Annotated in this window: 21 protein-coding genes; 14 read left to right on the top strand and 7 right to left on the bottom strand. The window is 70.7% G+C overall.

Features of this window, described 5'->3' with window-relative positions:
- The first annotated feature begins 72 nt into the window (after window positions 1–72).
- The 5 genes from M8542_RS15870 (at window position 73) to M8542_RS15850 (ending at window position 5,106) form a co-directional block, all read left to right on the top strand.
- Window positions 73–1,461, top strand: a complete 1,389-nt coding sequence (locus M8542_RS15870; RefSeq protein ID WP_257920917.1) for an NAD-dependent malic enzyme — start codon at window positions 73–75, stop codon at window positions 1,459–1,461.
- Between the two features lie 97 nt (window positions 1,462–1,558).
- Complete coding sequence (locus tag M8542_RS15865; protein ID WP_257920916.1) at window positions 1,559–3,061, top strand: alpha/beta hydrolase; 1,503 nt, start codon at window positions 1,559–1,561, stop codon at window positions 3,059–3,061.
- A gap of 54 nt (window positions 3,062–3,115) precedes the next feature.
- Window positions 3,116–3,709 (top strand): hypothetical protein, encoded by a 594-nt coding sequence (locus M8542_RS15860; protein ID WP_257920915.1) that lies wholly within the window; start codon window positions 3,116–3,118, stop codon window positions 3,707–3,709.
- Window positions 3,710–3,718: 9 nt separating this feature from the next.
- Window positions 3,719–4,189, top strand: a complete 471-nt coding sequence (gene moaC, locus M8542_RS15855) for a cyclic pyranopterin monophosphate synthase MoaC (RefSeq protein ID WP_155540659.1) — start codon at window positions 3,719–3,721, stop codon at window positions 4,187–4,189.
- Window positions 4,186–5,106, top strand: coding sequence for a molybdenum cofactor biosynthesis protein MoaE (locus tag M8542_RS15850; RefSeq protein ID WP_257920914.1), 921 nt, complete (start codon window positions 4,186–4,188; stop codon window positions 5,104–5,106). Before moaC ends, M8542_RS15850 begins: the two co-directional genes overlap by 4 nt.
- On the opposite strand, the gene M8542_RS15845 is transcribed toward M8542_RS15850, so the two are convergent.
- Window positions 5,093–5,530 carry a nitroreductase/quinone reductase family protein gene (locus M8542_RS15845; RefSeq protein ID WP_257920913.1) on the bottom strand — a complete coding sequence of 146 codons (438 nt, stop codon included), beginning with the start codon at window positions 5,528–5,530 and terminating at the stop codon, window positions 5,093–5,095. The two genes, M8542_RS15850 and M8542_RS15845, sit on opposite strands and share 14 nt — an antisense overlap.
- A gap of 59 nt (window positions 5,531–5,589) precedes the next feature.
- Here M8542_RS15845 and M8542_RS15840 point away from each other — a divergent pair, with 59 nt between their 5' ends.
- Window positions 5,590–6,045 carry a MarR family winged helix-turn-helix transcriptional regulator gene (locus M8542_RS15840; protein WP_257920912.1) on the top strand — a complete coding sequence of 152 codons (456 nt, stop codon included), beginning with the start codon at window positions 5,590–5,592 and terminating at the stop codon, window positions 6,043–6,045.
- Window positions 6,046–6,156: 111 nt separating this feature from the next.
- On the opposite strand, the gene M8542_RS15835 is transcribed toward M8542_RS15840, so the two are convergent.
- The 3 genes from M8542_RS15835 to moaA form a co-directional block, all read right to left on the bottom strand.
- On the bottom strand, window positions 6,157–6,783 hold the full coding sequence (locus tag M8542_RS15835) for a LysM peptidoglycan-binding domain-containing protein (RefSeq protein ID WP_257920911.1): 627 nt from the start codon (window positions 6,781–6,783) through the stop codon (window positions 6,157–6,159).
- A 974-nt stretch (window positions 6,784–7,757) separates the two neighbouring features.
- On the bottom strand, window positions 7,758–8,018 hold the full coding sequence (locus M8542_RS15830; protein ID WP_257920910.1) for a MoaD/ThiS family protein: 261 nt from the start codon (window positions 8,016–8,018) through the stop codon (window positions 7,758–7,760).
- A gap of 1 nt (window position 8,019) precedes the next feature.
- Window positions 8,020–9,027 carry a GTP 3',8-cyclase MoaA gene (gene moaA, locus M8542_RS15825; RefSeq protein ID WP_257920909.1) on the bottom strand — a complete coding sequence of 336 codons (1,008 nt, stop codon included), beginning with the start codon at window positions 9,025–9,027 and terminating at the stop codon, window positions 8,020–8,022.
- A gap of 160 nt (window positions 9,028–9,187) precedes the next feature.
- Between moaA and M8542_RS15820 the strand changes: the two genes are divergently transcribed.
- The 5 genes from M8542_RS15820 to M8542_RS15800 are packed head-to-tail and all read left to right on the top strand — an operon-like array spanning window position 9,188 to window position 12,801.
- Complete coding sequence (locus tag M8542_RS15820) at window positions 9,188–9,667, top strand: MarR family winged helix-turn-helix transcriptional regulator (protein WP_257920908.1); 480 nt, start codon at window positions 9,188–9,190, stop codon at window positions 9,665–9,667.
- A 33-nt stretch (window positions 9,668–9,700) separates the two neighbouring features.
- The gene (locus tag M8542_RS15815; RefSeq protein ID WP_257920907.1) at window positions 9,701–10,105 is read left to right on the top strand and encodes a TOBE domain-containing protein; all 405 of its coding nucleotides are present in this window, start codon (window positions 9,701–9,703) and stop codon (window positions 10,103–10,105) included.
- Window positions 10,102–10,911 (top strand): molybdate ABC transporter substrate-binding protein, encoded by an 810-nt coding sequence (modA, locus tag M8542_RS15810; RefSeq protein ID WP_257920906.1) that lies wholly within the window; start codon window positions 10,102–10,104, stop codon window positions 10,909–10,911. The genes M8542_RS15815 and modA overlap by 4 nt, the downstream gene beginning before the upstream one ends.
- A 49-nt stretch (window positions 10,912–10,960) precedes the next feature.
- Window positions 10,961–11,737: an ABC transporter permease gene (locus M8542_RS15805; RefSeq protein ID WP_257920905.1), complete on the top strand. Its 777-nt coding sequence runs from the start codon at window positions 10,961–10,963 to the stop codon at window positions 11,735–11,737.
- Window positions 11,734–12,801 carry a sulfate/molybdate ABC transporter ATP-binding protein gene (locus M8542_RS15800; protein ID WP_257920904.1) on the top strand — a complete coding sequence of 356 codons (1,068 nt, stop codon included), beginning with the start codon at window positions 11,734–11,736 and terminating at the stop codon, window positions 12,799–12,801. Before M8542_RS15805 ends, M8542_RS15800 begins: the two co-directional genes overlap by 4 nt.
- Window positions 12,802–12,879: 78 nt before the next feature.
- On the opposite strand, the gene M8542_RS15795 is transcribed toward M8542_RS15800, so the two are convergent.
- On the bottom strand, window positions 12,880–14,649 hold the full coding sequence (locus M8542_RS15795; RefSeq protein ID WP_257920903.1) for a multicopper oxidase family protein: 1,770 nt from the start codon (window positions 14,647–14,649) through the stop codon (window positions 12,880–12,882).
- 192 nt (window positions 14,650–14,841) lie between these two features.
- Between M8542_RS15795 and M8542_RS15790 the strand changes: the two genes are divergently transcribed.
- Genes M8542_RS15790 through M8542_RS15780 form a run of 3 tightly spaced genes read left to right on the top strand, consistent with a single transcriptional unit; the run spans window position 14,842 to window position 16,980 of the window.
- Window positions 14,842–15,636, top strand: a complete 795-nt coding sequence (locus tag M8542_RS15790) for an HAD-IIA family hydrolase (RefSeq protein ID WP_257920902.1) — start codon at window positions 14,842–14,844, stop codon at window positions 15,634–15,636.
- Between the two features lie 37 nt (window positions 15,637–15,673).
- A complete protein-coding gene (locus M8542_RS15785) occupies window positions 15,674–16,474 on the top strand; it encodes a metallophosphoesterase family protein (RefSeq protein WP_257920901.1) in 801 nt (266 codons plus the stop codon).
- A complete protein-coding gene (locus M8542_RS15780) occupies window positions 16,471–16,980 on the top strand; it encodes a DUF4304 domain-containing protein (protein WP_257920900.1) in 510 nt (169 codons plus the stop codon). The genes M8542_RS15785 and M8542_RS15780 overlap by 4 nt, the downstream gene beginning before the upstream one ends.
- Here the strand turns inward: M8542_RS15780 and M8542_RS15775 are convergent.
- Both M8542_RS15775 and M8542_RS15770 read right to left on the bottom strand, forming a co-directional pair.
- A complete protein-coding gene (locus M8542_RS15775; RefSeq protein WP_257920899.1) occupies window positions 16,977–17,351 on the bottom strand; it encodes a YccF domain-containing protein in 375 nt (124 codons plus the stop codon). The genes M8542_RS15780 and M8542_RS15775 overlap by 4 nt on opposite strands.
- Window positions 17,351–18,100, bottom strand: a complete 750-nt coding sequence (locus tag M8542_RS15770) for a PhzF family phenazine biosynthesis protein (RefSeq protein WP_257920898.1) — start codon at window positions 18,098–18,100, stop codon at window positions 17,351–17,353. The genes M8542_RS15775 and M8542_RS15770 overlap by 1 nt, the downstream gene beginning before the upstream one ends.
- Between the last annotated feature and the right edge of the window lie 26 nt (window positions 18,101–18,126).

Below are 18,126 nucleotides of genomic sequence, written 5' to 3'. Positions count from 1 at the left end.
CCTCGTGAGGGCCATCACGGGAGTAGGTTCGCACCCGTCCTGCCCGACCTTTCCCATGCGGGGGTAAGTGCCATGCCGGTTCCCGGTCCCGGATACTCGATCACCGTCCGGGTCGAGGCCCCGGCCTCGTCCAGCGCGGCCGGTGACCTCACCACCGCGGTCGGGCGCGTCGGCGGCGTCCTGACCGCGTTCGACGTCGTCGAGTCCCACTCCGACTCGATCGTGGTCGACATCAGCGCCAACGCGCTGTCGGAGAACCACGCGAACGACATCACCCAGACGCTGGACTCGCTGCCCGGCGTCAAGGTCCGCAAGGTCTCCGACCGGACGTTCCTGATCCACCTCGGCGGCAAGATCGAGGTCACCCCCAAGGTCGCGCTCCGCAACCGTGACGACCTCTCCCGCGCCTACACCCCGGGTGTCGCGCGCGTCTGCCAGGCGATCGCGAACAACCCCGAGGACGCGCGCCGGCTGACCATCAAGCGCAACACCGTCGCGGTGCTCACCGACGGCTCCGCGGTGCTCGGCCTCGGCAACATCGGCCCGGCCGCCGCGCTGCCGGTGATGGAGGGCAAGGCGGCGCTGTTCAAGAAGTTCGCCGACGTCGACGCGTGGCCGGTCTGCCTGGACACCCAGGACACCGAAGAGATCATCCTGATCGCGAAGGCGCTGGCGCCGGTGTACGCGGGCATCAACCTCGAGGACATCGCCGCGCCGCGCTGCTTCGAGATCGAGAAGCGGCTTCGCGAGCAGCTCGACATCCCGGTGTTCCACGACGACCAGCACGGCACCGCGATCGTCGTCGTCGCCGCGCTGCGCAACGCCCTGCGCGTGGTCGGGAAGAACATCGAGGACTGCAAGATCGTGGTCAGCGGCGTCGGCGCGGCCGGCTCGGCGATCATCCGGCTGCTGCTGCGCAAGAACCCGGGCGACATCGTCGCCGCGGACATCGACGGCATCGTGCACTCCGCGCGCGGCAACCTCGACGACAACCTGACGTGGATCGCGTCGCACACCAACAAGCAGCAGGTCAGTGGCACCTTGCACAAGGCCCTGTCCGGTGCGGACGTGTTCATCGGCGTCTCGGCGCCCAACCTGTTCGGCGCCGAGCAGGTGGCGACGATGAAGTCCGACGCGGTGGTCTTCGCGCTGGCCAACCCGGACCCGGAGATCGACCCGCTGGAGGCGCAGAAGCACGCGGCCGTCGTCGCGACCGGCCGCAGCGACTTCCCGAACCAGATCAACAACGTGCTGGCGTTCCCGGGCGTCTTCCGCGGCCTGCTGGACGCGAACGCGCACAACATCGACGACACCATGCTGCTCGCGGCGGCCGACGCGATCGCGGACGTGGTGGACAACGGCAAGCTCAACGCGTCGTTCATCGTGCCCAGCGTGTTCGACAGCGCGGTGGCGCCGGCAGTGGCCGAGGCTGTGCGGAAGGCCGTGCGCGCCGAGCGCTGAGTCGTCGGTTCGGCGGACCCCGGAATCGTTCTTTCGATGGACGACCGGGGTCCATCGCCGTCCTAGGCTGGTCCCCGAGACGTTTGGGGGGAGCCGAATGTTCAGGACCTTGCTGGTCGCGGCGATGGCCGCGGTGGCGTGCGTGGTGCCCGGGGTGGCGCAGGCGGCGCCGGGCGGGCCGGAGTGGGGCGCGTGCCCGGCGGACGTGGTGGCGCCGGGCCTGGAGTGCACGACGCTCGAGGTCCCGCTGGACTACCGGAAACCGGACGGGCGGCAGATCGAGGTCGCCGTCTCGCGCCGGAAGAGCACCAACCCCGCGGCGCGGCGCGGGATCCTGCTGACGAACCCGGGTGGCCCCGGCGGCCCGGGCCTGGACCTGCCGGGGCAGCTGAAGCTGCTCGGGTGGCCGCAGAGCGTGCTGGAAACCTACGACGTGATCGGGTTCGACCCGCGCGGCGTCGGCCACAGCACACCGGTGACGTGCGGCCTGATGCCGGCGCAGCTGCGCAGCAACGTCCCGCCGTACGCACTCGGCCCGGCGGACGTCACGGCCCAGGCCGAGTACGCGAAAGGTGTTGCGCGCCAGTGCGGCGCGTCGCGGACGGCGTCGATGCTGCCGTACATCACCACGGCGAACACGGCCCGCGACATGGACCGGATCCGCGCGGCGCTGGGCGAGCCGAAGCTGTCGTACTACGGGGTTTCCTACGGCACGTACCTCGGCGCGGTGTACACGACGCTGTTCCCGTGGCGCAGCGACCGGATCGTGCTGGACAGCAACCTGGCCCCGGGCGGCCTCGACGTCACGGGATCGCGGTTGCTGGCCCAGGGATTCGACGACCGCTTCCCGGACTTCGCGGCGTTCGCGGTCGCGCACCCGGAGTACGACTTGGGTGCGACCCCGGCCGCGGTGCGGGCGAAGTACTTCGACCTGGCCCGCCGGCTCGACGCCCGGCCGAACTCCCAGGGCGTCGACGGAAAGCTGTTCCGCCAGATCACGTTCGGGATGTTCTACTACAACGCGACGCTGCCGTACCTGGCATCGGCGTGGCACGCACTCGACACCGGGGCGCCGATCGGGCCGCCGCCGGGCGGCTCGGTCCCGGACCTGGAGAACTTGCTGTCAAGCCAGCTGTACGTGGTGTGCGGAGACGTGAACTGGCCGGAATCGGTGCGGACGTACCAGCAAAACGTGGCAGTAGACCGTTTCCGCCACCCGATGTTCGGCCCGGCGGCGGCGAACATCTGGCCGTGTGCGTTCTGGCCGTCGGAGCCGGCGGAGCCCCAGGTCCGCATCGGCGACCGAGGCCCTTCGGACGTGTTGATGGTCCAGAACCTCCGCGACCCGGCGACGCCGCTGAAGGGGGCGCTTTCACTGCGCCGGGCGTTCGGTGACCGGGCCCGTTTGGTGACGGCGGACCAGGGCGGCCATGGCGCATATGTGTTCGGAGCCAACGGCTGCGCGAACAACACGACGACGGCGTTCCTGGTGACGGGGGTACGGCCGGCGAGGGATTTGGCTTGCGCGGCGGAGCCGGCTGACCAGGCCCCGGCGGCAGCGGCAGTGGCGGCGGAGGTGTTGCCGGTTCGGTTGTTCTGAGCCGCGTTCAACGAGGGGCCGCCGCCGCGGCGGTCCAGCCACGAGAATCAGCCCATGGAAACCACCGAACTTCTCCGGCGCGCCACCGACCTGATCCCGGACGACGCCAGAAGCGACGCTGGTCTCACCGCCGCCGACGTCCACGACTACCTCCGCGAAGACGAATGGGAAGTCGCACTCAGCATTCTCGAGGACTTCGACGGCATCGAGTGGCAGACCGTCGAATACTGGAACCTCCTCGCCGAGGCCGCCAACCAAATGTTCCTCGCCCGCAGGACCGCCTGGTGCCAGTGGCGAGGATGGGAAACCCGCCACGGCATCATCAGAGCCGACCTCCAGCTGGTCGCCCCCGAAGCAGGCGGCCGTCTCCTGCCGATTCCGGGCGAAGGGGTTCTGCGGCCGATGTGGGCCTTCGGCGGGCCCGGGGTCTTGCACATCGCGAAGATCTGGGTCGAGTCCGCTCCCGAGATCGAGCCCGGCGGCCGAGGTTCCGTCCGGCTCGCCCCGCTCACACCCCCGAACTGGCGCCACCTCACCCCCGGGGACTCGATCACCATGCACGAACGACCGCCGGTCGCCGGAACCGCGACCATCGTCGAGGTTCGGCACCCCCGGACTGCCGACACCCGCCGGCGGCTCCGGAAGTAGCCTCGGCGTGTGAGTGAACTCAGCCACGTCGACGAAACCGGCGCCGCCCGGATGGTCGATGTCTCCGGCAAGACCGCCACCGCGCGCACCGCGCTCGCGGCCGGCACCGTGCGGACCACCGCCGAGGTGCTCCGGCTGCTGGCCACCGACGGCCTCCCCAAGGGTGACGCCCTGGCCACCGCCCGGATCGCCGGGATCATGGGCGCCAAGCGCGTGCCCGAGCTGATCCCGCTGTGCCACCAGATCGCGCTGTCCGGGGTCAAGGTCGAGTTCACCCTCGGCGACGCCGAGGTCGGCATTCGCGCGACCGCGAAGACCACCGACGTCACCGGCGTCGAGATGGAGGCGCTGACCGCCGTCGCCGTGGCCGGGCTGACCCTGCACGACATGATCAAGGCCGTCGACCCGGCGGCCACGCTGGACGACGTCCGCCTGCTCCGCAAGGACGGCGGCAAGACCGGGACCTGGGAGCGGCCGTGAAGCGCAGCGCACGCGTGATCGTGGCGTCCAACCGCGCCGCGAAGGGCGTCTACGAGGACAAGACCGGCCCGGTGATCGTCGCCTGGCTGGCCGGGCGGGGGTACGACGTGCCGGCGCCGGTCGTCGTCGAGGACGGCGATCCCGTGGGCGTCGCGCTGCGGGCCGCGCTCGCCGACGAGGTGGCCGTCGTGCTCACCACCGGCGGCACCGGGATCTCGCCGACCGACCGCACCCCGGACGTCACGCGCGCGGTCCTCGACCACGAGCTGCCGGGCGTCGCCGACGCGATCCGCGCCGCCGGGCTGCCGAAGGTGCCCACAGCGGTGCTCTCGCGCGGTCTCGCGGGCGTGGCGGGGCGGACCCTCGTCGTCAACCTCCCGGGCTCCAGCGGCGGCGTGAAGGACGGCCTGGGCGTCCTCGACGGCATCCTCGACCACGCGGTCGACCAGCTGGCCGGCGGGGACCACCCGCGGTCCGCGACGCAGGCGCCCGAAGTGCGTGTCGCGCGGGCGCTGGTGACCGAGGAGACGCTCTCGGTCGAGGAGCACGCGCGGCTGGTCGAAGACGACGCCGCGGGCGCGGTCGTGACGTTCGCCGGGGTCGTCCGCGACCACGACGGCGGCAGGGGCGTGCGCGACCTGACCTACGAAGGCCACCCGAGCGCGGGTGACGTGATCGCCGACGTGGTGGCGGAGCTGTCGGCCCGCTGGGTCGGCGTGCGGGCGGTGGCCGTGAGCCACCGCGTCGGGCACCTGACGATCGGGGACGTCGCGCTGGCGTGCGCCGTCGCGGCCGAGCACCGCGGCCAGGCGTTCTCGGCCTGCTCGGACCTCGTCGACGAGGTCAAGGCGCGGCTGCCGGTCTGGAAGCACCAGCACTTCACCGACGGCACCGACGAGTGGGTCAACTCGCCGTGATCCGGAAGACGGCGACCTGGTCCGCGGCCGCGGCGAACGCGGCCGGATCGGCGCCGTCGACCAGCCCGAGCCGGACGAACATCGGCACCCCGTGCGGCACCTCGCGCGGGAAGGCCCGCATGACGTCGCGGCGGACGTCCGGATCGGTGACTTCGTCGAGCGTCACGGCCTGAGTGCGGCGGCCGTGGGCGAGCTCGCCGCGGCCGGCGGCGCGGACGTTGCGCGCCCAGTCGCCCCGCGGGACGCCGGCGATGACGTAGCGCCGGCCGTCGACGGTGAGCGGAGAGACCGGCGTGGGGCGCGGCGCGCCGGTGCGGCGGCCGGGGACGGTCAGGACGTGGATCGTGCCCAGGCGCAGGCCCAGGCGCGTCAGCAGGCGGACGAGCCGGTTGGCGGGACGGAGCCAGCGGGGCAGGGAGGTCACCACGGCGGCCAAACCTTTCGACGATCGAAGGAGTTGCCCGCCAAGGTAGACTCTTTCGAGTGTCGAAGCAATCTCTGGTCACGGACGCGACCCACGCGGCGGCGGACTTCGGCGCCGCGAACGACGTGGTGGACGAAGCGGCGGCCGCGGCGTTCGGGGTGAACCGCACGGACCTGCGGATCATCGGCCTGGTCGCGGCGGCGGGCACGCTGACGGCCGGCCGCCTGGCCACCGAGGCGCACCTGAGCCCGGCGGCCACGACAACGGCGATCCAGCGCCTGACGCATGCGGGGCACCTGACCCGCCGCACGGACGCCCACGACCGTCGTAAGGCGGTGGTGGAGCTGACTCCGGCCGCGGCGGAGCTGCTGGCGGAGATCTACACGCCGATCGAGCGCGCCGGACGGGCGCTGCTGGAAGAGTACACAGCGGGGCAGCTGGAGTTCGTGATCGAGTTCCTGCGCAAGGGTGAGCGGATGCAGCTCGCCGAGGCGGCACGCATCCGCGAGCGCTGAGCGCTCCGGAGCACCCGGCACATGCGCGAGCCCTCCACCGCCCGGGGGATTGGCGGTGGAGGGCTCGTGTGTCACGGCTCGAGGCCGGACCTGCGCATCACTGCGCGATCGTCACTTGGTGGCGATCTTCTGGCCGACGAGGATCATGTCCGCGTTCGGGATGTACTTCGCGTTCAGGTCCTGCAGCTTCTGGTAGCCGCCCTGGACGTTGAACTGCTTGGCGATCTTCGACAGGGTGTCGCCCGCCACGACGGTGTAGTCACCGGCCGGGTTGGAGCTGGCCACGCCGGTCGCCGCCGGGGCCGCCGCCTTCTTCGGGGCGGTCGTGGTCTTCTTCGGCGTCGACTGCTTGGTGGTGGTCTTGTGGGTGGCCTTGGGGGCCGACGAACCGCCGCCGCCCTTCTTGCCACAGACCGGCCAGGCGCCGATGCCCTGGCCCTGCAGGACGCGCTCGGCCACGGCGATCTGCTGCTCGCGGGACGCGCCCGACGCACTGCCGGTGCCGCCGTAGGCCTTCCACGTGCTCTGCGAGAACTGCAGGCCGCCGTAGTAGCCGTTGCCGGTGTTGGTGTTCCAGTTGCCGCTGCTCTCACACTGCGCGATGGCGTCCCAGTTGGTCGCCGACGCGGGGGTCGCGGCGATAGCGAGGGGCGCGCCGACCGCAATGCCCGCGATGGCGACGCGAGCGACGGTGCGGGTGGCAGCGGACATCTTGCGGTGCTTGCCTCGGTAAGACATTTGAATGCTTCTCGGTTTCCCAGCGCCTACGAACCTGTGTTGAGGGTCAGGATCGGGGTCCTGGCGCCGGCCGTCTCAGACCGGCAGACGAGTCCGACGCACGGCGCGTCTTCGTCGTCCCCTCGTCCCTGTCCGGAAATGCTTTCGCTCGGGGTATGGGTCCGGGATCCGTCGGACAGGGCTAGGCGCTACGGATTCCCGGTCGTGCTGGTTGGTCGGGGCCAACCGAAAAGCGACGGTACGTAACGAGAGCCGTGATCGGAAATTATTCGGGGCGTGACCTACGTCACAGTAACAGCACGCAACCCCTGTCGATACGCCAGTTTTCGCAGGTCAGCGGGCCGTTATCTGCCCGTTTCCTAGCCGAGATAAAACACGGATCGTGAGGCTTGCATCACGTGTTTTGCGTAGCGAATGGCCCATTCGCGACGCCCGGTCGGCGATTGAAGCGCGCATCTTATGACTGCCGGCGGGACAGCGCCAGACTTGACAAGAGTGCCTCATGTGCCCCTTGAGTCACACCAGTCCCACCTCTTCGTGGGGTTTGTGACCACTGCCGCCACCGTGTGGGTTCGTACGGCTACCCGGTGGGGGCCACGCACCGCGACGGACCAGGCGAAACGTGTCACCGGAAGGGTGGTGGCGGACCGCCGTCAGCTTGCCGCGAACAGCCGGAATTGATGACGCGCCACGCCGAGCGGCGGCAAGGAGGTTCGCCGAGCGGTCGGCGGCGACACGCGAGCGGTCGCCCGCCTATAGAGAGGACGAACCCGCGCCCGAGGACGGGCGGCAGGCGTGATCAGCAGGTCGGCTCGCGTGTCGGAAGGGTCGGCTCGCGTGTCTGAAGGGTCGACACGCGTGATCGGAGGGTCGACACCCGCACATGAGGCGGTCGAAGCCGTGTCGACCCCTCAATCACGCGTGTCGACCCCCTGATCACGCGTGTCGGCCTCAGGAGCACGGCGTGGGTGGGGTCAGCCGCCCGCGAAGGGCGGCAGGACGTCCAGCTCCGCGCCGTCGGTCAGCGGGCGGGTCAGGTCCCGCACCGCGATGCCGTCCAGCAGGTAGCTGACCGCGTCCAGGATGCGGGGCAGGCCCTCGGGGTGGAGCTGCCGCAGCTCGGCGACCGCGTCCGACACGCGGGCGCCCGCCGGCAGCTGCACCTTCTCTTCCTCCGCGCCCGCCGCGGCCCGCGCCGCGGCGAAGTAGCGCACCACGATGGTCAAAGTGGTCATCTCAGCCGCCGATCGCGCTCATCGGCCGGATCGGCTGCGCGAACCCGGCGTCGTTGATCTCGTGTCCCGCGAGCTTGCCCCACATCGTCGCGCGCCAGGCGTCGGCAATCTCTTCATCGCGCGCGCCCGCGCGCGCGAGGGAGCGCAGATCCGTCTCGTCGTTACTGAAGAGGCAGGAGCGCACCGCGCCGTCGGCGGTCAGGCGCGTCCGCTCGCACGCCGCGCAGAACGGCCGGGTCACCGACGCGATCACGCCGACGTCGCCCGGTCCGCCGTCGACCAGCCAGCGCTCCGCCGGCGCGCCGCCCCGGGCCGCCGGGAACGGCGTCAGCTCGAACGACGCTTCCAGCTTCGCGAGGATCTCCGCCGCGGTGATCATCTCGCCGCGGTTCCAGCCGTGCTGGGCGTCGAGCGGCATCTGCTCGATGAACCGCAGGTGGTAGCCCTCGGCCAGGCAGAACTTCAACAGCGGCACGGCTTCGGCCTCGTTGACGCCCCGCATCAGCACCGCGTTGACCTTCACCGGCGCCATCCCGGCGTCCCGCGCGGCGGCCAGGCCGGCGAGCACGTGCGAGAGCCGGTCGCGGCGGGTGATCTTGACGAACGTCTCGGGGTCGATCGTGTCGAGCGAGACGTTGATCCGGTTCAACCCGGCTTCGGCGAGCCCGGCGGCCCGGCGGGCCAGCCCGATCCCGTTGGTGGTCATGGACAGCTTGGGCCGCGGCGACAGCGCCGTGATCCGCGCGACGATCTCCTCGAGCCCGGCCCGCAGCAGCGGTTCGCCGCCGGTGAGCCGGATGTCGGTGACGCCGAGCCGCTCGACGGCGATCCGCACCAGCCGGACCAGCTCGTCGTCGCTCAGGACCTGCTCGCCCGGCATCCAGTCGAGGCCTTCCGCGGGCATGCAGTACGTACAACGGAGATTGCACCGATCCGTCAGGGAAACCCGCAGATCGGTGGCCACCCGGCCGAAGGTGTCGATGAGTGCGGGGTTCTCGGGCCTGGGCACGCGAGATGACCCTCGTGTACCGGGGACGCGAGGAAACCCGAGATCCACTGCCGTCATTACGCCCAGAGTAGCTCTGGAACGCGCGAAGTGAGCGACTCGCTAGGATACTTTGCGGAGTGAGTGGTTCAGTAGCCGAACTATCGTGCCGGGAGCAGGGACTGTGACGGAAAAGACTTACCCGGTCCCCGAAGAGGAGCTCTTCCGCTTCGCGGAATTGGGTCGCGCGAGCAGCACGCTGACCGTCCTCCGGCACGCGCGGATCGCCGAGCGGATGGGTCTGTCCGGCACCGACCACAAGACGTTCGACCTGGTCATCCAATCGGGCGGACCGTTGACCGCTGGGCGGATCGCCGAGCTGACGAGCCTGTCCACGGGCGCGGTGACCGGCGTCATAGACCGGCTCGAGAAGGTCGGGCTCGCGCGCCGGGTCCGCGATCCGGAGGACCGGCGCAAGGTGCTCGTCGAGGTCGTGCCGGGGGCCGCGCAACGCTTCGCCCCGCTCTTCGAGTCGGCCTTCGACGCCCTGCGTGACACGTTGGCGCAGTTCTCCCCGGTCGAGCGAAAAGCCATCGAGCGTTATCAGAATGTCATGCTCGAACAGCTGCGTGCCGAGATCATGCACAATTCGCGCCCCGCGTAGCTTTTCCTCAACTGCGGAGATAATGTCTGCGGCATGCCGCAATTTCGGTTGTCCGAGGCCGCCCGCCTGCTCGGAGTCAGTGACGACACCGTCCGGCGGTGGGTGCGCGCGGGGCAGCTGACCGCCACCGACGACGCCGCCGGCCGCAAGGTCGTCGACGGCGCGCAGCTGGCGGGCTTCGCCCGGGCGCAGGCCTCCGGCCCGGAGGACCCCTCGGCCGTCGGCCGCTCCGCCCGCAACAGGTTCGTCGGGCTGGTCACCGAGGTCGTCGCCGACAAGGTGATGGCGCAGGTGGAGATGCAGTGCGGGGCACACCGGGTGGTGTCCCTGATGAGTACGGAAGCCGTTCGCGAGCTGGGCCTGCGCCCGGGGGTGCTCGCGGTCGCGGTGGTCAAGGCGACCACCGTCGTGGTGGAGACACCGGAAGGAAGTCGATGAAGAAGCTTGCTCTCGCTGTGGCGGCCGTCGCCCTGTTCGCCGGCGCGTGCAGCAGTTCGGACCAGCCCAGCACGCAGACCGGCGGCTCGTCGGCCAGCGCTCCCGCGCCGAAGGGCAGTGGCGACGCCGGCACCGGCACGCTCACCGTGTTCGCCGCCGCGTCCCTCACCGAGTCGTTCACCGCGCTCGGCAAGGAGTTCGAAGCCGCGCACCCCGGCGTCACCGTGAAGTTCAGCTTCGCGGGCTCGTCCGGCCTGGTCCAGCAGCTGACCAACGGCGCGAAGGCCGACGTCTTCGCCTCGGCCGACCAGGCCAACATGGACAAAGCGGTCCAGGGCGGCGTGATCGACGGCCAGCCGACCGTCTTCGCCACCAACAAGCTCGCCATCGCGGTCGCGAAGGGCAATCCAAAGGGCATCAAGTCCTTCGCGGACCTGAACAAGGCCGGCCTGACCGTGGTCACCTGCGCCCCGCAGGTGCCGTGCGGTTCGGCGACCAAGAAGGTCGAGACCGCCACCGGCGTCACGCTCAAGCCGAAGAGCGAAGAGCAGGACGTCAAGCAGGTGCTGAACAAGGTCGCCACCGGCGACGCCGACGCGGGCCTGGTCTACGTCACCGACGCCACCTCGGCCGCGGACAAGGTCGACAAGGTCGACTTCCCCGAGGCGAGCGGCGCCATCAACAACTACCCGATCGCCGTGGTCAAGGGCGGGCAGACCGCGCTGGCCAAGGAGTTCGACGAGTTCGTCCTCGGCAACGAGGGCAAGACCGAGCTGAGCAAGGTCGGGTTCGGCCCTGCGCAGTAAGCGTCTCGCGAACGGCCGGCCGGGATCCGTCCCGGCCGGCCGTTCGCGCGTGCCGTGGGTCCTGGGCATCCCCGCCACCTTCGCGCTGGCGCTCGTCGTCCTCCCGGTCGTCGGGCTGCTGGTGCGTTCGGACCTGACGCGGCTGCCGTCGCTGATCGTCACGCCGTCGTCGTGGCACGCGCTGCGGCTGTCGCTGATCACGGCCGCGCTGTCCACTTCGGCCTGTGTGCTGCTCGGGGTGCCGCTGGCCGTCGTGCTCGCCCGCGCCCGGTTCCGCGGGGTGCGGCTGCTGCGCTCGATCGTGCTGCTGCCGCTGGTGCTGCCTCCGGTCGTCGGCGGCCTGGCGCTGCTCTACCTGCTCGGCCGTAAAGGCTTCCTCGGCATCCTGATCACCACGCTGACCGGCGAGTCCGTGCCGTTCACCACGACGGCGGTGGTGATCGCGCAGACGTTCGTCGCGATGCCGTTCCTCGTCGTCAGCCTCGAAGGCGCGCTGCGCGGCTCCGGCGACCGCTACGAACAGGTCGCCGCGACGCTCGGCGCGCGCCCCTGGACCGTCTTCCGGCGGGTCACCCTGCCGCTGCTGCTGCCTTCGCTCGGCTCCGGCGTCGTGCTCAGCTTCGCCCGCGCGCTCGGCGAGTTCGGCGCGACGATCACCTTCGCCGGCAGCCTCGAAGACGTCACGCGCACGCTGCCGCTCGAGGTCTACACCCAGGCCGAAGTGGACATCGACAGCGCCGTCGCGCTCTCGCTGCTGCTCATCGTCGTGGCGGTCCTGGTCATCGCCGTCGCGCGGCCGCGCTCGTGGGAAGGCGGCCTGCGGTGAGCCTGACCGCGCGGATCTCCGCCGTGCGCGGGTCGTTCCAGCTCGAAGTGGACTTCGCCGTGCCCACCGGGACGGTGCTCGCGCTGCTCGGCCCGAACGGCTCGGGCAAGTCGACGGTGCTCGGCTGCCTCTCCGGGCTGATCACGCCGGCGTCGGCGGAGATCACGGTGGCCGGGCGCGCGCTGGCGGCCGTGCCGCCACACCGGCGCGGGATCGGCCTGCTCTCCCAGGACGCACTGCTCTTCCCGCACCTGTCCGCGGCGGACAACGTCGCGTTCTCGCCGCGCTCGACCGGCGCCGGCCGCCGGGTGGCGCGGGAACGCGCCTTCTACTGGCTGGCCGAAGTGGACGCCGTCGCGCTGGCGGACCGGCGGCCCGGGCAGCTGTCCGGCGGCCAGGCCCAGCGCGTCGCGATCGCGCGGGCGCTGGCCGCGGAACCGGACCTGCTGCTGCTCGACGAGCCGTTCGCCGCGCTCGACGTCGACGCCGCGCCGGCGATCCGCGGCCTGCTGCGGCGCGTGCTGAAGACCGGGCCGACGACCGTGCTCGTCACGCACGACCCCCTGGACGCGCTCGCGCTGGCGGACCACGTCGCGGTGATGAACGGCGGCCGCATCGTCGAACGCGGCCCGACCCGCGAAGTGCTTTCCGCGCCGCGGACGGCGTTCACCGCGCGGATCGCCGGCCTCAACCTGGTGGCGGGCACGGCGCTCTCCGACGGCCTTCGGACCGCCTCGGGCGAGGTGATCGCCGGTCTGCCCGCGGCGGACGTGGTCGTGGGGGAGCCCGCGGTGGCGGTGTTCCCGCCGAACGCGGTCGCGGTCTACCCGCACGACGGCGACCACCGCGGCAGCCCGCGCAACACGGCCGAGGCCGTCGTCGCGGCCCTGGAGCCGCACGGGCCGGTGATCCGCGTCCGCGCCGAAGCCGAGGGCTGGGCCCACGGCCTGACGGCCGACCTGACCCCGGCCGCGGTGGCCGAGCTCGCGCTGGAGCCCGGCTCGGCGGTGACGCTGTCGGTGAAGGCCGCAACCGTGACTGTGCACCCGGCCGCGGCCCCCTGAGTCTCCCGCGGCTTGTCGTGAGTGTTTAGGGCGGTTAGAACCGCCCTAAACACTCACGACCGAGTTGCGGCAGGGTGCTCAGCCCTCGTGGTGGTGGCCGCCGCCCGGGTGGACGTGGAACTTCGCCACCTCCGGCGGGTGCACCACGAACGGCCGCATCATGCCCTCGTCCTCGTGGTCGAGGATGTGGCAGTGGTACATGAACTCGCCCGTGCCACCGCCGAACTGCCCGGCCACGCTCACCCACTGGCCGGGGTTCACGATGATCGTGTCCTTCCAGCCCTCCTCGTACTTCTCCAGCGGGACGTCGGTGAAGCCGTCGATCGGCTTCGTCGTCCGCTCGGTGGCCTGGTCGAACGTCGTGGTGAACGCCCGCCGGAAGAGCGCCTGGAACTCCGTCAGGTGAATGTGGATCGGGTGCGCCGGGCCGCCGTTCGCGACGTGCACGATGTTCCACACCGCCCACCGGTCGTGGTCGATGAAGATGCCGGTGGTGTCGTCGAAGAGCCGCCCGATCATCCGGAACGTCTTCAGCCCGCCGGCCGGGTCCTGCAGCTGGATGATCCCGGCGCCGCCCGGATCGGCGTCGACCTGCTCGAGGTCCCACATCTCCGGGTGGCCGTCGGAGTTCAGCAGCAGCGCGATCCACACGTGGTCGTGGTCCTCCGGCAGCGTCGAACCGTGCTGCAGCCGGACATAGGACGTCGAGACCTTTTCGGGCAGCGTGAACGAGTCGTGCTTCGCGCGGCCGTCCACCCGGAACTCCATGAGGTCCGGCTCGACACCGCCGAGGCGCGGGTCCGCGTTGCGCAGCTTGAGCTTCTGCCCCTTGAAGCGGCTGAAGTCGATCAGTACGTCGAACCGCTCGGCCGGGGCGACGGTCAGACCCGCGCGCGGCAGCTCGGCCGGCACCGGCAGCAGGCCGCCGTCGGTGCCGATCAGGCGGACCGCGTCGTTGACCGGGTTGTTGTCCTCGTCGACCAGGTTGAGCGTGTAGAACCGCGAGTTGGCCGCGTTGAGCAGCCGGAAGCGGTACCACTTCGCGTCGACGTCCAGGTGCGGCCAGATCACGCCGTTGACCAGGTTGAACGGGCCGGAGAACGGGATCATCGGGCCGTTCGGGACGTACGGGAACTTGAACAGCAGCTGCCCGGTGAGCGCGCCGGTCGCGTCGGTGTCGAGGTTGCGGTCGGTGATGATGAGCGGGATTTCGCGGTCGCCGTGCGGCAGGGCGAGCGCGTCCTCCTCGTCGTCGCGGACCAGGTACATCCCGGCCAGGCCCGTGTGGACGTTGAAGCGCGTGATCGCCATCGCGTGGTCGTGGTACCAGAGCGGCATCGCCGGCTGGCGGTTCTGGTACTCGGTCAGCTGCGACGTGCCCTTGAGACCCGCGTTGTGCGCCCAGCCGTCGTTGCCCGCGTTGGTGCGCGCGCCGTGCAGGTGGACGACCGTCCACGCCGGCAGGTCGGCGACGCCCTCGACGACCGAGTAGCCCGGCTTGGCCAGCTCGCTGCCCGGGCGGCTCGTCGGCGCGTCCGTCACCGGCCCCTGAACGGCGACCAGCGGGAACTCGCCGTCGATTTCGTTCGACCACGAAATCCGCAGTTGTTTGCCGCTGCGCACTTCGATCGTCGGACCCGGGAAATGTCCAGCATACGTCCACAATGTACTCGGCGGCAATTGTGAGTGCAGCCGCTGCTGCTTCGCCACCATCGGAATGGTGATCATTTCCCGGCCGCGGGACCGGAACACCGGCGGAACCGGTAGTGGGTCGAGGAACTTGGTGAGTCCCCAGTTCGGCCCGGTGATCGGCCCGGCGGCGGCCGGACGCTCGATGATTTCGGTCATTCGGTTCTCCCCCTTCGCGGACGGGGGCAGGAAGAATTGCGCCACGGCGGCACGCGCCGACGACGTCGAAAAGTATTCCCCCGAACCCCCTCGGTGGCCGGCGCGCGACTCCCCTCGCGATACCGGCAATTCCCACTGTAGCGTTTTTCGGCGTGGGCCGCAGGTGCCTCGCGCGCGTGATAGGTTCCGCGCATGAACGAACGCCGGTGGACGTATCTCTCCGACATGGACGGCGTCCTGGTCAAGGAAGAGCACCTCGTCCCCGGGGCCGACGAGTTCCTCGCCGAGCTGAAGGCCAACGGCATCGACTTCCTGGTGCTGACCAACAACTCGATCTACACCCCGCGTGACCTGCGGGCCCGGCTGGAGCGCACCGGGCTCGACATCCCGGAGGAGTCGATCTGGACCTCGGCGCTGGCGACCGCGAAGTTCCTCTCGTCGCAGCGGCCGAACGGCTCGGCGTACGTCATCGGCGAAGCGGGCCTGACGACGGCGCTGCACGAGGTCGGCTACGTGCTGACCGAGCGTGACCCGGACTACGTCGTGCTGGGCGAGACGCGCACGTACAGCTTCAGCGCGATCACCCGCGCGATCCGGCTGATCGAAGGCGGCGCCAAGTTCATCGCGACCAACCCCGACGCGACCGGGCCGAGCCTGGAGGGCTCGATGCCGGCCACCGGGTCCGTCGCGGCGCTGATCGAGAAGGCCACCGGGCGTTCGCCGTACTACGTCGGCAAGCCGAACCCGCTGATGATGCGCTCGGCGTTGCGGCGGCTGGGCGCGCACTCGGAGTCGACGCTGATGATCGGCGACCGCATGGACACCGACGTGCATTCGGGCATCGAAGCCGGGCTGCAGACCATCCTGGTGCTCACCGGCATATCCACCCGGGAGTCGGCCGAACGCTATCCGTATCGGCCCACCCTGGTGCTCGACTCGATCGCCGACCTGATCGGGCGAACCGGCGACCCGTTCGGCGAAGGCTGACGGTGGCGCGGGTGCCAGCAGGGCTTATCGTCACCGGATGAGCAACTCCACGTACGTTGTCGGCGACGTGCACGGCCACCGCGACGAACTGGCCGAAGCACTGCGCGCCGAGGGGTTGGTGGACGACGAAGACACCTGGTCCGGGGGCGAGGACCAGCTGTGGTTCCTGGGGGACTTCGTCGACCGCGGCCCGGACGGCGTCGGCGCGATCGACCTGGTCATGCGGCTCGAGGAGCAGGCGGCCGAGGCCGGTGGCCAGGTCCAGACGCTGCTGGGCAACCACGAGATCCTGGCGCTGGGCATGTACCACTTCGGCGACGAGCAGGTGCCGTCCGACTTCGGCCCCCGCAGCTTCGCCCGCAGCTGGGAGATCAACGGCGGCCTGCTGTCGGACCAGGACCGCCTGACGCCGGAGCACATCGAGTGGTTGTCGGCGCGTCCGCTGGCGGCGGTGGCGGCGGACCACCTCCTGCTGCACTCGGACACCCTGGAGTACCTCGACTGGGGCACGTCGGTTTCGGAGATCAACGAAACGGCAACGGAGATCCTGACGGGCTCGGACATCGAGGCCTGGTGGGACGTCTGGCGCCGCATGACGACGCGCTACGCGTTCCGCGGCCCGGGCGGCGAGGAGAACGCCCAGAAGCTGATGGACGCGCTGGGTGGGTCCCGGATCGTGCACGGGCACAGCGTGATCGCGGACCAGCTGGGAATCCACCCGACGCTGATCGAGGGGCCGTTCCTGTACGCGGGCGGGAAGGCGTTGGGCGTGGACGGGGGACTGTTCGTCGGGGGGCCTTGCCTGGTGGTGGAGCTGCCGTACGAGCCGGAGTCTTGATCGGCGAGTTCCGCGCCATGCTGCGGGACCGGATCGGCCCGGCGTTGCGCGCCGAGGGGTTCACGGGAACGGCGCCGACCTGGCGGCTGACCGCGCCGACCGGCGACTGCGCGATCGTCAACGTGCAGAGTTCCTCGATGACCTCGGCGACGGCCGTGCGGTTCGTCGTGAACATGGCCGTCGTGCCGGAGCCGTGGTGGAACCGGCCCGGCCGCCCGGGCAGCGGTGTGCGGCCTGGTGAGGCCGACGGACTCTGGCGGGATCGCCTGCACCCCACGCCCGGCGTGCCCCAGCACGGCCCGGAGCCCTGGTGGCTCGTCCGGCGCGAAGCCGATCTGGAGCAGTGCGGCGACGACGTCCTGCGGCAGTTGGCTTCGCGTGGCGTCCCGCGGCTGCGCGAGCTGCTCGACCGCGAGCGGTTGGTCGCCACGATCCGGACCGGCGACTTCGGCTTCACCAAGAGCCCGGACCCGGCGTACGCCCTCGCCATCCTCGGCGCGCGTTAAGCGATCTCGACGATCTCCTTGCCCAGCGGCATCAGGGACACCGGGATCATCTTGAAGTTCGCCACGCCCAGCGGGATGCCGATGATCGTCAGGCACAGGGCGATGCCCGTCAGCACGTGCCCGACCGCCAGCCACAGCCCGGCGAACACGAACCAGATGACGTTGCCCAGGCAGGACGCCGCACCCGCGTCGCGGCGGTCGACCACCGTGCGGCCGAACGGCCAGAGCGCGTAGTGCGCGATCCGGAACGACGCCAGCCCGAACGGGATCGTCACGATCAGGATGCAGCAGATGATGCCCGCGACCAGGTAACCGAGGGCCATCCAGAAGCCGCACAGGACGAGCCAGATGAGGTTCAGCAGCGTGCGCATCAGACGTGCAGCTCCCCGCTCACGACCGTCACGGCCTGGCCGGCGAGGTGGACGCGGTCGCCGTCCTGGCGGGTGCGGACGATCCCGCCGCGCGCCGAGACCTGGTGGCCCGTGAGCTCGTCGCGCCCCAGCTTCTCAGACCAGTACGGCGAGAGGATGCAGTGCGCCGAGCCGGTGACCGGGTCCTCGTCGATGCCGACACCCGGCGCGAAGAAGCGGCTGACGTAGTCGTCGCCCTTCGCCGTCACCAGCAGGCGGCCCTTCCAGGTCGTCTTGAGCCGGGCGAGGTCGGGCTCGAGGGTTCTCACCGTTTCGGCGTCGGGCAGGACGGCGAAGAGGTTCTCGACGCCGCGGCCGGTGTACTCGATCTCGACACCGGGGAGGATTTCGGACAGATCGTCGTCGGTCGGCGAGGGCGGGTCGGACGGGAAGTCCAGCTCGACCCAGCCGTCCTGCGCGTGCGCGCGCAGTTCGCCGCTTTTCGTGGTGTAGACCTGCGAGCCCCCGAGGACGTGCGTGGCGGCGACGGTGGCGTGCCCGCACAGCGCGACCTCGACGGCGGGCGTGAACCACCGGAGCGACTTCGGGCCGCTCGGCGAGGTGACGACGAAGGCGGTCTCGGCGTGCTTCATCTCGGCGGCGACGGCCTGCATCCAGGTCGCGTCGGCGGGCTCGTCCAGGAGGACGACGCCGGCGGAGTTCCCGGCGAAGGCCTGGTCGGTGAAGGCGTCGACGATGAAGAAGCGCATGCACCCCAATCTAGCCAGGGGCCGGG

Source organism: Amycolatopsis iheyensis, assembly GCF_024703995.1.
Taxonomy (GTDB): domain Bacteria; phylum Actinomycetota; class Actinomycetes; order Mycobacteriales; family Pseudonocardiaceae; genus Amycolatopsis; species Amycolatopsis iheyensis.
This window is presented reverse-complemented; position numbering and strand designations above follow the sequence as displayed.

Bases quoted from the DNA above. Each gene is read 5' to 3' on its own strand.
- M8542_RS15870 (WP_257920917.1), top strand. From the start codon at position 73: ATGCCGGTTCCCGGTCCCGGATACTCGATCACCGTCCGGGTCGAGGCC.
- M8542_RS15865 (WP_257920916.1), top strand. From the start codon at position 1,559: ATGTTCAGGACCTTGCTGGTCGCGGCGATGGCCGCGGTGGCGTGCGTG.
- M8542_RS15860 (WP_257920915.1), top strand. From the start codon at position 3,116: ATGGAAACCACCGAACTTCTCCGGCGCGCCACCGACCTGATCCCGGAC.
- M8542_RS15835 (WP_257920911.1), bottom strand. From the start codon at position 6,783: ATGTCTTACCGAGGCAAGCACCGCAAGATGTCCGCTGCCACCCGCACC.
- M8542_RS15830 (WP_257920910.1), bottom strand. From the start codon at position 8,018: ATGACCACTTTGACCATCGTGGTGCGCTACTTCGCCGCGGCGCGGGCC.
- M8542_RS15815 (WP_257920907.1), top strand. From the start codon at position 9,701: ATGCCGCAATTTCGGTTGTCCGAGGCCGCCCGCCTGCTCGGAGTCAGT.
- modA (WP_257920906.1), top strand. From the start codon at position 10,102: ATGAAGAAGCTTGCTCTCGCTGTGGCGGCCGTCGCCCTGTTCGCCGGC.
- M8542_RS15795 (WP_257920903.1), bottom strand. From the start codon at position 14,649: ATGACCGAAATCATCGAGCGTCCGGCCGCCGCCGGGCCGATCACCGGG.
- M8542_RS15790 (WP_257920902.1), top strand. From the start codon at position 14,842: ATGAACGAACGCCGGTGGACGTATCTCTCCGACATGGACGGCGTCCTG.
- M8542_RS15785 (WP_257920901.1), top strand. From the start codon at position 15,674: ATGAGCAACTCCACGTACGTTGTCGGCGACGTGCACGGCCACCGCGAC.
- M8542_RS15775 (WP_257920899.1), bottom strand. From the start codon at position 17,351: ATGCGCACGCTGCTGAACCTCATCTGGCTCGTCCTGTGCGGCTTCTGG.
- M8542_RS15770 (WP_257920898.1), bottom strand. From the start codon at position 18,100: ATGCGCTTCTTCATCGTCGACGCCTTCACCGACCAGGCCTTCGCCGGG.